The sequence below is a fragment of the Ruegeria sp. HKCCD7559 genome, from assembly GCF_013110575.1.
GTDB lineage: Bacteria > Pseudomonadota > Alphaproteobacteria > Rhodobacterales > Rhodobacteraceae > Ruegeria.
This window is the reverse complement of the sequence record NZ_WVQU01000010.1, coordinates 79,712-91,362: the sequence shown is the minus strand read 5'-3', so window position 1 is coordinate 91,362 and position 11,651 is coordinate 79,712. Positions and strand designations below refer to the sequence as shown.

The following is an 11,651-nucleotide window of genomic DNA, read 5'->3' as shown; positions in this document are numbered from 1 at the left end:
ATCTGATGAAAACTTTGACTGCAATTTTGGCCCTATTGGCCGTGTCTACAACATCCGGCATCGCGCAAACGAACCACGGCATGGACCATTCCAACATGCCCATGTCTTCCGAACAGATGGAAGGTGCGGTCCACGCAAAGGCTTTGGTGAACTCAATTGGCGACGAAACCGCTAACGTCAGCCATGATCCGATCCCCGAGATCGGGTGGCCCGCGATGACGATGGATTTGCAGCTTCTTGAGAATGCCCAGATGATGGGTGAGATCAGCGCAGGTGACGAAGTCACACTGATGTTGGTCAAAAGCGATGATGGTATGTATGCGATCGGCGCGATCATGAAAAACTGAGTCTGTTGATGCGGCAGCTATTCACCAATGATGTGATTGTTCGCCGTTTCAACGACTGTAGGAAATTCTATGAACTAAGAGAAATGGAGTAGGAGCCACTCAAGAACCAAATCGTATTTCAACGATCTGTGGCTCTGCTCATAAGTTATCAGTCCATTGTCGGTTAAAGGCGCTTTAAGCAATTCGTTGACTGATTGAAGCTCCAAAGCTCAGAAAATCTTCCGGCTATACTGATTGAACAGAGCAATCCAGGCAAGCAGTACACAAACTGCCAACGCTTCGGTATCTCCGGCCCGCGCCACTGCAGTTAAACTGCGCAAAATTCTGGAGCTACTTGCGCAGCCCAGTGGAAATCTGACCGACAAGCAAATCCCACCTAAAACATTTCACAATTGGAATGTGTGTACTACATTGTCGCCGAGATGACTTCACGCGGCCATTCAACGGACCAGCGTCGAATTGTCTGGGGCGTTGCCTTGTTGGTTTTTGCTTCAGTCGAAAACGCAGCGCGGAGCGGTCAAAATGAGGATATCTCCAGGGCGACGACTTGGGAAAACGATACGACATGACAGCTAACACAAGAGAGCACTGGGACGATGTCTATGGCGAGAAGTTTGACACCCAATTGAGTTGGCACGAGGATGATCCAGAGATATCGCTTGAACTCATCGAGTTGATCAGAGTGTCTAAGCCTTCATCCGTCATCGACATTGGTGGAGGTACATCTCGTCTTGCTGGAGCGTTGCTTGCGAAGGGGCTCCATGACGTGACAGTTCTCGATCTATCGCAGGTCGCGTTGGACACGGCCCGGGAAAGGTTGGGGCGCGCCGCTGAAACAGTCACTTGGATTTCTGCAGATATAACTTCTTGGGTCCCCGATCGCAGATATGACGTCTGGCATGATAGGGCGGTTTTTCACTTTCTCGTGGATACATCGCAACGCGCGGCCTATCTGGAAAGCGTGAAGAAAGGGGTAAAAATTGGCGGCCATGTGATCATTGCTACGTTTGCACTTGATGGGCCGGAGACTTGCAGTGGTCTCCCTGTCGCCCGCTATAGTCCGAGCGATATCGCCGTGCTTTTTGAGGAACACTTTGAACTCGTCGCGCATCGCCATCACCTGCACCAAACCTCTTGGGGGGAAAGTCAGTCTTTCCAGTTCAGTGTTCTCCGCCGCTGCGTTTGAGCCCACACCTGAAACTGGCCCAAAGCGGTACGCTTCCAATAAGCTTTCGGGGCATGCCGATTGTGTTCACAAGTTACGTTTGGCCCTCAAAAACTGGCAGAACCACCTTAGCGCACAAACCGCCAGTTTCCCCGTTTAGCAATTCTATCGTGCCACCGTGCGACTGGATGATCGTACGTGCGATCGACAGCCCCAAGCCGGTTCCGCCAGTCTCTCGCGAGCGGGATGTTTCAAGCCGCACGAATGGGTCGAATACCGCATCGAGCATATGCTCGGGGATGCCGGGCCCCTGATCCTGGATCAATATTTTTGCCTCATTCCCCTCTTGCATGACTGAGACGTTGGCCCGGGCACCATACCGGCAGGCGTTTTCAATGATATTGCGCAGAGCTCGCTTCATCAGCATCGGCCGAAGCGTGACGGCCGGATTGTCTGCGACCGATACTTCAACCGTGTCACCGGCTTGCACAATGTCTTCGGTCGTTTTGGTTACGAATTCACCAATTGGGACGGTACTGGAAGGTTCGCGCGTGGCCACGCCCTTGGCAAATGACAGGGTGGAGTCCACCATCTCCTGCATTTCCTCGATGGTCTCGATCAGATGGTCACGGGTCTCCTCTTCCTCCACCAGTTCGGCGCGAACCCGCAATCCCGTCAGTGGCGACCGCAAATCGTGACCCAGCGCCCCCAATAGTCTGGTCCGATCGGCAACATAGCGAGTCAGCCTATCACGCATATGGTTGAACGCCTGCGTCAAATCTCGCACCTCGGTCGGACCAGAAACCGTCAGTTCCTGGACGTCTTCACCGCGACCAAACTGGTCTGCAGCCAGTGACAGGCGGCGCAACGGGCCGGTCAGCCGTGTCAGTAGAAACCAAATGGCTGCTCCAAGAATTAAAGTTGCAGTGAAACCGAAGCTGACGAAGGACTGCAAAGGCCATTGCAGAGGAGGGTTATGGAACCGGGTATCCACGTTGAGCCATTGATCGGTCGTCAGAGCGATCGACAGCTGCATTTCAATTGCGGAAACGTGATCACGCATCATTGCCATGTGCATTTCAGCCATTGTAGACGGAACACCTTCAACCGGCAGCATATCGGGAGAGAACTCATGCAACTCTACCCGGATGGGACGGTTTTCATAGCCTGGCAGAATTCTGCGGATTGTGTTTTCGACCGTCCCACCAGCGCTATGTCCGGTGTGATCGACTGCGGGCGTATCTGTAAGGCTGAAACGCACCAGTGGAGAACTTGCCGCCCGCAGGATCGCGTCGTGCATCTCGGGTGGAGCTTCTTCAATCAGCCGCGCGATGTTTGCGGCGCGTCCGGCGGTTTCCAGGCCAAGGGCCATGTGCACTGCCATTGAGCGTTCGTCGACGAACAGCCACAGGCTGACCAGTTGCGCGGCAGCCAGCGCGGCGATGATCAAAAGGATAAGCTGACCGCGCAGACTTTGGGCAAAGGCTTTCATCCCGTAAGCTCGCTCACGTCGGTCGACAGGCAATAACCGCCACCTCTTATCGTGGTGATGAGCTTCGGCCGCGTTGGGTCAGCTTCGATCTTGCGACGCAAGCGGCTGACCTGGTTGTCGATCGTACGGTCGAACAAGTGCGGGCTGCGGCCGGCGGTCAAATCCAGCAGTTCGTCTCGCGACAGGAGTTTGCGGGGCCGCTGCAGGAATACGGCCAGCAGCCGGACATCGGCGGTGGTCAGACTTTCTTCGGCCCCTTCGGCGGATATCAAGGTGCGACTGTCGGCATCCAGAACCCAGCTTCCAAAGGCGATCCGTTTGCCGCTCAGATCGCCAGCCGGGGGGACGGTGGTTTCGGAACGCCGCAGGATCGCCTTGATCCGGGCCAGCAATTCACGTGGGTTGAATGGTTTGGGCAGGTAGTCATCGGCGCCGATCTCTAAACCCACGATACGGTCGGTGTCATCGCTGAGGGCTGTCAGCATCAGGATCGGCGGGCCACCGGCCGCGGACAGGCGGCGACAGACCGACAATCCGTTTTCGCCCGGCATCATGATGTCGAGTACGATAAGATCAATCCGACCGGCCGCCAGTCGTGCGTCCATCTCGGTTGCGTCGCGCGCGGTACTGGCGCGCAACCCATTCTTTTCCAGATAGCGGCTGACAGCATCACGGATTTCGCGGTGGTCGTCGACAATCAAGATATGTGGTGCTTCAGTCATGGCGCAATCATAAGCCCCGGCGCGGTACAAATCCCGGCTTTTTTGTATCCCTTTGTATCAGTTGGGCGGGCTGCGACACAACGATACAAACCGGGTTGAGCAGGGGGGTGGTGGCGCGACCGAGGGCGGCCATATGCTTTGTGTAGAAACAAAAACCCGAGAGGTGAAAGTCATGAAACGTACCTTCACGCTGGCCGCTGGAGCCATTGCCGCGACTTTGATGGCGCTGCCCGCGCTTGCCGCCGGTCAGCATGGCAGCAGCGCGCAGATGCAGGGCCATGAGGGCGGCATGATGCAGGGTGCGCCCGGCGGCATGATGGGCGATCACGCAGGCATGATGCAAATGATGGTGAAAATGCATGGCCAGATGATGGGCGGCAACTGGCTGGCGGTTCTGGACATGGACGAGGACGGTCGCCCGAGCGAATCTGAGATCGCCGAAGGTCTGAAGGCCCGGATGCAGGCGCATGACGTCAATGGAGATGGCAACCTGTCGATTGATGAGTTCGAAGCGCTGCATTCCGGGATGATCCGCGAAACCATGGTGGACCGATTTCAGCATCTTGATGCCAATGGCGATGGCGTTGTGACCACAGGGGAAATCGAGAAAGGCGCAAAGACGATGTCGCCGAAACACGGCATGAAGGCCTCGAAACCTGTGACAAAGGCTTCTGAAACCAACAACTGAAACGCAACCGTGTAGCCGGGTCATCGCACTCGGCACAAACCACTGAGGAACAAAGCGATGATGGGCTATGGCGCTGGAATGGGGTTTGGAATGATCTGGATGTTGCTGATCGCAGTGTTGATCGTTCTGGCGATCGTAGCGCTGATCAAATACATCGCTAAGTGACCTCGGAATCCGTCACTCCCGTTTAGGGGTGGAGGGCTATGTCATAGGAGGAACGAAAGCTGGAGGGCCTGCACAGCAATAGCCGTTTGGTTTTCATCGCGGTTTTGATCGCGTTGCTGATCGCCACCATCTGGTTGTGGCTGTCTGGCGCGTTGGACGCAGGACTATCGCGCGAAGTCATTACTGCGTGGGTGGATTGGGCCGGCCCGTTCGGACCCGTTGTCATCATCGGCTTCATGACAGCCGCAGTGGTTGCCAGCCCAATCCCCAGCGCTCCGATCGCTGTCGCTGCCGGGGTGGCATATGGGCATGGGCTGGGAACCGCATTGGTTGCTATCGGAGCGGAGTTGGGGGCGCTGCTGGCGTTCCTGATAGCCCGTTGGTTGGGGCGCGACGCGCTGCGCCAGTGGTTCGGCGACAAGCTGGACTTGGGGTTGCTTGGATCGCAGAATGCCCTGATGTTGACCGTGTTCACCAGCCGCCTGATGCCTTTCGTTTCTTTCGACATGGTCAGCTATGCCGCCGGTCTGACCCGACTTCAATTTTGGCGGTTCGCACTGGCCACCTTGGCTGGACTCCTGCCGGCCAGTTTCGTTCTGGCCCATCTGGGCAGCCAGATTACCGAAACCGCGACAGGCGGCACCAGCCTTGCGGTTATCGGGCTTGGGCTGTTGACGGGGGCGCCACTTATCTGGTTGGCTTGGAAACGCAAGATGCCTGTTGGCTCTTCAGACCACGAATTGAGCCAGATCAATGCGACCGGTCCAAGCGGCCCTAAACTGTTGGAGAATGGAGGAAACCCTAAGTGATCCGCGCACAATGGATATCAACTGCGACACGGACGGCCCGAGCCATGGGCCGGCTGCAGGTCCTGTTGATCTGTGCGTTGGTGGTTTCGATGCTGATCTCTGTTGTGCCGTCCCATGCCGGGCATGACATCGCGAAGGCCGCCACCCAGGCCGAGCTTGTGATCGATGACAGCGGTGGGTATCCCGCGTCTCATCCATCAGAAGAATTAGACTGCTCAGTGCACCCGGGCTGCTATGCGATGGCAGTTATGGCGGCACCTGAATTGCTCTCGATGCGTATTGCTACGCCCGTGGCGCCAGAACGGTTCCGGCCACGCGCAAGCCTGCCGGTCGCACCACTACCACATCCGCCAAACCTGTCCTGAACGTGACCGGCAATGGCTCCGGAATCGCTCCGGGGTCTTGCCCAAGCCGTTGATTGCGGCCCAACTCAGTTCAGGACACTTACCATGCTTACCATTCTGTACTTTTTCGTCACGGGCGTGGTGCTATTCGCACTGTTGCGCCTGACCTGTGGCCCCTGTGTGATGGGGACACAAGAACATCATCCCGGTGTTCCGGTGACAACCCTTGGCTGGGCGCTCAGCCTGTTTCTGGCCGCAACCTACCTGCTGTGCGTGGCCTTTGACCTGATCTTTCCAAGTTTTGCCATGTACCGGGCTTGGATCGGCCTGATGCCCGGAATGACTTGGCTCAGCCTGCCCTCATTCCTGTTGGGACTGTTATGGGCGTTTCTCTACGGCTGGTACGCCGCGTTGCTGTTCGGCGGACTGTTCAATGTCTTTGCGGCTCGCACAAAACTCAACTGATTGAAAGGACAAAGCCATGAAGGCCATCGCTCTGACCCTGCTTTTGACGCCCTTCCTGATGGCCGTCATCTACCGGATTTTTCTGCACGTGCCCGCCAATGCGCGCGTTTCAGTTGACGAAAGGAAACCTAAATGACCCTGTTCAATCTGGCCGCAGGCCTGTCCGTCGCAGCTTTGACTGCGCCTTCGCTCACGCTGGCGGCAACCGTGTTCATTCCCGAAGGCAGCGCGGACTCGGTTCTGGTGATCGACTCCGAAACCGGCAAGACCGTCGAGCGGCTGCCGAGGCTCGTGGCGGTCCATGGGCTGGCCGGCGCGCCCGGCTTTAAGTACCTGGTCGCGGGCAGCTACGCAGAAACCGAGGCCACAACGCCACCAAAACCCGAAGGTATGTCCAAGGATGAACACGCTGCGCACCACGCCAAGCGCGATGTCACTGCGTTGCCCAAAGACAAGGGGCGGAGCCTGCTGACGATCCTTGATGCGGAAACACGCGAGGTCGTCCGCCAGATCGAGGTTCCAGGTGCGGTGCATCACACTGCGGTGTCGCCCGACGGGCGGTTCGCGGTGGCGACCCATCCGGGCGGTGACGGTATTTCGATCGTCGATCTCGATAAGCTCAGCTTCCTTGGTTTCGTAGCAACCGGGCCAATGCCCAACTATGCGGTATTCGCGCCTGACGGCGACAGGGTCTATGTCACCAATACCGGCAATGGTACACTTAGCGAAGTGGATGTCGTCAAAGGCTTCGTCGTACGCAACATGCCCGTCGGCGAAGGCCCTGAGCATCTTGTACTTAACGCCACCGGCAGCGCCGCCTTCGTAGCCGACAGTGATGGTGGCAAGGCCTTCCGCGTAGATCTTGCCAGCGGTTCTGTCACCGAAACCTATGACATTGGAGGCGAGTTGCACGGGATCGGCCTGTCCGACCGCGAGGGCGTACTGTTCGTGGCCGCCAAAGGCACCGACCGGTTGTTGTCGATTGATCTTGCTACGGGCAAACAGCGCTCGACCAACCTGTCACCGGCACCTTATCACCTGACGACCATACCGAACTCAGGCAAAGTGATGGTATCAAGCCGAACCGAACCGAAGGTCTGGATCGTCGATCAAGTCAGCCTGACGGCTATTACCGAAATGCCGATACTGGGTGAGGGCCACCAGATGGTTGTTCTGCCCTGAAGGACTGTGCCCGGCATTGCGTAATTAAACGGCTCTACGACCAAAGCTTAAACCAGGGAGCAGAACATGACAGAAGACCACGACATCAGAATCCACGCGAACGGCCCGACCGAGGTCGCTTACGTCTGCCCCATGCATTCTGACGTGCGTCAATCTGGGCCCGGCGACTGTCCCAAATGCGGGATGCACCTTGTGCCCGAGGGCGAGGTGGATGCGCATGCGCATCACCACCATTCCGCGCATCATGGCGCGACGGACGAGAACGGTGAATATGACATCGTTCCGACAGGCTATGACGGACCCGTATATACCTGCCCGATGCATCCGCAGGTGCGGCAAACCCATCCCGGGTCCTGTCCACTCTGCGGCATGGGGTTGGAGCTGGAAAGCGCGGCGATGGTGGACGAGGGGCCGAACCCGGAACTGGTGGATTTCACCCGGCGCCTATGGGTAGGTGCGATTCTGACGCTTCCACTTTTGGTTTTCACGATGGGCCCCTACGTTGGGCTGTCTGGTGTGCGAGAGATTTTTGGTGAGCGAACAACCCTATGGATTGAACTGATACTTGGCACTCCGGTTGTTCTTTGGTGCGGTTGGCCATTTCTGGAACGAGGGTGGAATTCGTTTCGCACCATGAACCTGAACATGTTCTCGTTGATTGCCATGGGGGTTTCGGCCGCGTGGCTGTTCAGCGTTGTCGCCGTATTGATGCCCCACATATTTCCGGACGGTTTTCGAGATTCAGAAGGCCATGTTGGGGTCTATTTCGAAGCGGCCGCAGTTATCGTTACACTTGTTCTGCTCGGGCAGGTGATGGAACTGCGGGCACGCGAAGGCACAGGAAAGGCAATCCGCGCTTTGCTGGACATGGCCGCAAAGACCGCCCGCATTATCCGCCCTGACAGCAGTGAAGAGGAAATTCCGCTTGAAGAAGTACAGGTAGGTGACCGCCTTCGCGTACGCCCCGGCGACAAGGTGCCAGTAGACGGCATTGTACTCGAAGGGCGCTCATCTGTTGACGAAAGCATGATCTCTGGCGAACCGGTTCCGGTCGAAAAGGTACAAGGCGAGCCGGTCACAGGGGCCACAATCAACGGCACCGGTAGCCTTGTGATCGAAGCAACCCGAGTGGGCTCTGACACAATGCTGTCCCAGATTGTCGAAATGGTGGCCAACGCGCAACGCTCGCGCGCACCAATTCAGAAATACGCTGACAAAGTGGCGGGCTGGTTTGTACCGGCGGTCATAAGTATAGCTGCGCTGGCCTTTATTGCATGGGCAATTTGGGGACCGGCTCCGGCGCTCTCCTACGCCTTGATCGCAGCGGTGTCGGTACTGATCATAGCTTGCCCGTGCGCGCTTGGCCTGGCCACTCCGATGTCGATCATGACGGCCACGGGGCGCGGGGCGCAGGCCGGAGTGCTGATCAAAAATGCCGAAGCGCTGGAGCGGTTCGAGAAGATCGATACTTTGATCGTCGACAAAACTGGCACGCTGACCATGGGCAAGCCAAAGCTTGTGGCTGTATTACCCGAACCTGGCCATGACGAGGTCGAGGTGCTGCGGCTGGCCGCAACGCTGGAGAAGGGCTCGGAGCACCCGTTAGCTGAGGCAATCGTCACAGGAGCCGAGGAACGTGGCGTAGCCCTGTCCGACGCCAGTGACTTCGAGGCGGTGACTGGTAAAGGCGTGAAAGGCACGGTGGATGGCCGCCCCGTCGCGCTCGGCAATCTGAAACTGGTCACCGATCTCGGACTCGAGGCGGCCGAACTGACGGCCAAGGCCAATGCGCGTCGGGATGACGGCGAAACGGTGATGTTCGTGATGCTTGATGGTTCAGTGGCGGGGTTGGTCTGCGTCGCCGACCCGGTCAAGGAAACAACACCAGCCGCACTCAAGGCGCTGCACGAACTGGGTTTCCGGATCATCATGGCGACTGGCGACAACGAACGCACTGCAAAGGCGGTGGCCGAACGTCTGGGTATCGATGAGATTCGAGCCGACGTACTGCCCGAGGACAAGGCCCGCATAATTCGCGAACTGCAGGAGAAAGGCGCAAAGGTCGCCATGGCGGGTGACGGAGTGAACGACGCACCCGCGTTAGCGCAGTCCGATGTGGGCATCGCCATGGGGACCGGTGCCGACGTGGCGATCGAAAGTGCAGGCTTCACGCTGGTCAACGGAAGCCTTGATGGCATCGTGCGCGCCCGTAGGCTGGCCCGCGCTACCATGCGCAATATCCGGCAAAACCTATTCTTTGCCCTGATCTACAACGCCTCGGGCGTTCCGGTGGCGGCGGGTCTTCTGTTCCCGCTTTTCGGCATCCTGATCAGCCCGATGTTTGCGGCCTTCGCTATGAGTGCTTCATCGATTTCAGTGGTGTTGAATGCGCTGCGATTGCGGGGGGCGAAGATTTGAGCACGCACGAGCATAGTACCCACGGCGCCAGTGGCGCGCTGAAGCCCGGATCAATCTCGCTGACCGGAGCCGTCGCCATGGGGACCGGCGTGATGATTGGCGCTGGGATCTTTGCACTTACCGGACAGATCGCCGGGCTGGCGGGGCCATGGTTTCCGCTGTCCTTCGTGGTCGGGGCCGTGGTGACGGTTTTCAGCGCCTATACCTATATCGCCATGTCCAACGCCTGGCCCTCATCAGGCGGCATCGCCATGATCCTGACCAAGGCATATGGGCCCGGGGCGGTTGCGGCGGCGGCCTCGCTGCTGATGGCACTGTCGATGGTGATCAACGAAAGCCTCGTCGCGCGTACTTTCGCGACCTATGCGCTCCGCCCGTTCAACATCGAGAGCGGACCGCTGGTGTCTTTGGTCGCTGTTGCGCTGATCGTCTTTGCCTATGCGGTGAACCGGTCGGGCAACCGGTCGGTGGGGTTGTGGTCGATCATCATGTCGGCGCTCAAGATAGGCGGGATCGCAATATTCGGCATCGCCGCACTTTGGGCTGCGGGCGGAACCTGGCAGGTTCAGGGCTCGGAACCGGCCGCGCCGCTGGGGTTCGTCGCCTCGGTAGCCCTGTCGATCCTCGCCTTCAAGGGCTTTACCACCATCACCAACAGCGGGGCCGAGATCGTCGACCCGCACCGCAATGTCGGGCGCACCATCATGATCTCGATCGCGATCTGCGCGGTGGTCTACCTGCTGGTCGCCCTTGCCGTCGGTGTCAGCCTGCCGCCCGAGCAAATCCGCGCGGCGCAGGACTATGCCCTGGCCGAGGCTGCCAGGCCGGTGCTGGGGCAGGGCGGGTTCTACCTGACCGTGGCGCTGGCGATGGTGGCGACGGCCTCGGGGCTGATCGCCAGCGTTTTCGCTGTGTCCCGGATGCTGGCGATGCTGACCGACATGAAGATGATCCCGCACAGCCATTTCGGCATGACGGGCAGCATCCAGTCTCACACGCTGATCTACACGGTCGTGATTGCGGGCCTGCTTGCGGTGTTGTTCGACCTGTCTCGCATCGCCTCGTTGGGGGCGTTCTTTTACCTGGTGATGGACATGGCGGTGCATTGGGGTGTCTGGCGACGCTTGCGCGGTCAGATCAAAGCCCGTGGATGGGTCTTGCTGACCGCCCTGGCGCTGGACTGCGTAGTCCTGACCGCGTTCACAATACTCAAGCTGCGCTCCGACCCGATGATCGTAGTATATGCCGTTGCTGGCATCGGCTTGGTCTTCGTCTATGAGCGCATCTTTCTCAAACAATGGATCATCGAAAAGGAGACAAATCAGCTATGACCCAATCAAATTTCGACGAAACCCGCGCCACACAGGAGACGACCGAAAGGGTCAGCTCTGACGTAACGGCCGAAGCGCCCAAAACCGAAGATCAGACGGCCAACGGTGCCAAGCGTAATTGGCTCCCGGTTGTCATTGCGATCGCGTTGGGCGCCGCTGTTCTGGGCTGGGAATACCGCGAGACACTCTATCCTTTGCTCAGTTCTCCGTTGCTGTTCTTGCTGGTCTGCGTGGGCATGCATTTCTTAATGCATCGCGGCCACGGCAAACACTGAGAACGGCGCCCTGTATGGCTGGCGGCTTTGCGGCAAGAACACTGCGCAACAAGGAGCAGCAACGGCCAACTGATCAGAACAAATTTGTAACACAATAAGGAAGGGAAATTGCCATGTTAGCAAATCCAATTCGGAGAGCAGCAACTGAACTGCACCTGACGGCCGGTGCACTAACTGTAAAGGCATTGCACGGTGACACCGACGAAGATCACTCTGATGAATAGGGAATGGGGCATCGCGGTGAAGAA

Annotated in this window: 12 protein-coding genes; 10 read left to right on the top strand and 2 right to left on the bottom strand. The window is 58.1% G+C overall.

Annotation, left to right across the window (positions count from 1 at the left end):
- Positions 1–5: 5 nt before the first annotated feature.
- Positions 6–347, top strand: coding sequence for a copper-binding protein (locus tag GS605_RS19050; RefSeq protein ID WP_170417920.1), 342 nt, complete (start codon positions 6–8; stop codon positions 345–347).
- 565 nt (positions 348–912) lie between these two features.
- Complete coding sequence (locus tag GS605_RS19045) at positions 913–1,533, top strand: trans-aconitate 2-methyltransferase (RefSeq protein WP_170417923.1); 621 nt, start codon at positions 913–915, stop codon at positions 1,531–1,533.
- A 73-nt stretch (positions 1,534–1,606) separates the two neighbouring features.
- Here the strand turns inward: GS605_RS19045 and GS605_RS19040 are convergent, their stop codons facing one another.
- Complete coding sequence (locus GS605_RS19040; protein WP_050605707.1) at positions 1,607–3,004, bottom strand: ATP-binding protein; 1,398 nt, start codon at positions 3,002–3,004, stop codon at positions 1,607–1,609.
- A complete protein-coding gene (locus tag GS605_RS19035) occupies positions 3,001–3,726 on the bottom strand; it encodes a response regulator (RefSeq protein ID WP_170417925.1) in 726 nt (241 codons plus the stop codon). The genes GS605_RS19040 and GS605_RS19035 overlap by 4 nt, the downstream gene beginning before the upstream one ends.
- Positions 3,727–3,898: 172 nt before the next feature.
- On the opposite strand from GS605_RS19035, the gene GS605_RS21120 reads away from it, so the two are divergent.
- From GS605_RS21120 to GS605_RS18995, 8 genes are all read left to right on the top strand, one after another.
- Positions 3,899–4,414, top strand: coding sequence for a calcium-binding protein (locus GS605_RS21120; RefSeq protein WP_170417928.1), 516 nt, complete (start codon positions 3,899–3,901; stop codon positions 4,412–4,414).
- A gap of 251 nt (positions 4,415–4,665) precedes the next feature.
- Positions 4,666–5,388: a TVP38/TMEM64 family protein gene (locus GS605_RS19025; RefSeq protein ID WP_331252139.1), complete on the top strand. Its 723-nt coding sequence runs from the start codon at positions 4,666–4,668 to the stop codon at positions 5,386–5,388.
- The gene (locus tag GS605_RS19020; protein WP_157054266.1) at positions 5,385–5,753 is read left to right on the top strand and encodes a hypothetical protein; all 369 of its coding nucleotides are present in this window, start codon (positions 5,385–5,387) and stop codon (positions 5,751–5,753) included. Before GS605_RS19025 ends, GS605_RS19020 begins: the two co-directional genes overlap by 4 nt.
- Before the next feature lie 84 nt (positions 5,754–5,837).
- Positions 5,838–6,197: a hypothetical protein gene (locus GS605_RS19015; protein ID WP_152460765.1), complete on the top strand. Its 360-nt coding sequence runs from the start codon at positions 5,838–5,840 to the stop codon at positions 6,195–6,197.
- A 132-nt stretch (positions 6,198–6,329) separates the two neighbouring features.
- The gene (locus GS605_RS19010; RefSeq protein WP_170417931.1) at positions 6,330–7,379 is read left to right on the top strand and encodes a YncE family protein; all 1,050 of its coding nucleotides are present in this window, start codon (positions 6,330–6,332) and stop codon (positions 7,377–7,379) included.
- Positions 7,380–7,511: 132 nt separating this feature from the next.
- The gene (locus tag GS605_RS19005) at positions 7,512–9,797 is read left to right on the top strand and encodes a copper-translocating P-type ATPase (RefSeq protein ID WP_170418025.1); all 2,286 of its coding nucleotides are present in this window, start codon (positions 7,512–7,514) and stop codon (positions 9,795–9,797) included.
- The gene (locus GS605_RS19000; protein ID WP_255612171.1) at positions 9,794–11,128 is read left to right on the top strand and encodes an APC family permease; all 1,335 of its coding nucleotides are present in this window, start codon (positions 9,794–9,796) and stop codon (positions 11,126–11,128) included. Before GS605_RS19005 ends, GS605_RS19000 begins: the two co-directional genes overlap by 4 nt.
- Positions 11,125–11,403: a DUF2933 domain-containing protein gene (locus tag GS605_RS18995; RefSeq protein WP_170417934.1), complete on the top strand. Its 279-nt coding sequence runs from the start codon at positions 11,125–11,127 to the stop codon at positions 11,401–11,403. Before GS605_RS19000 ends, GS605_RS18995 begins: the two co-directional genes overlap by 4 nt.
- Positions 11,404–11,651: the final 248 nt, after the last annotated feature.

What these genes read in the sequence shown, in the direction of transcription:
- GS605_RS19050 (WP_170417920.1), top strand. Translation starts at nt 6, where the DNA reads ATGAAAACTTTGACTGCAATTTTGGCCCTATTGGCCGTGTCTACAACA.
- GS605_RS19045 (WP_170417923.1), top strand. Translation starts at nt 913, where the DNA reads ATGACAGCTAACACAAGAGAGCACTGGGACGATGTCTATGGCGAGAAG.
- GS605_RS19040 (WP_050605707.1), bottom strand. Translation starts at nt 3,004, where the DNA reads ATGAAAGCCTTTGCCCAAAGTCTGCGCGGTCAGCTTATCCTTTTGATC.
- GS605_RS19035 (WP_170417925.1), bottom strand. Translation starts at nt 3,726, where the DNA reads ATGACTGAAGCACCACATATCTTGATTGTCGACGACCACCGCGAAATC.
- GS605_RS21120 (WP_170417928.1), top strand. Translation starts at nt 3,899, where the DNA reads ATGAAACGTACCTTCACGCTGGCCGCTGGAGCCATTGCCGCGACTTTG.
- GS605_RS19015 (WP_152460765.1), top strand. Translation starts at nt 5,838, where the DNA reads ATGCTTACCATTCTGTACTTTTTCGTCACGGGCGTGGTGCTATTCGCA.
- GS605_RS19010 (WP_170417931.1), top strand. Translation starts at nt 6,330, where the DNA reads ATGACCCTGTTCAATCTGGCCGCAGGCCTGTCCGTCGCAGCTTTGACT.
- GS605_RS19005 (WP_170418025.1), top strand. Translation starts at nt 7,512, where the DNA reads ATGCATTCTGACGTGCGTCAATCTGGGCCCGGCGACTGTCCCAAATGC.
- GS605_RS18995 (WP_170417934.1), top strand. Translation starts at nt 11,125, where the DNA reads ATGACCCAATCAAATTTCGACGAAACCCGCGCCACACAGGAGACGACC.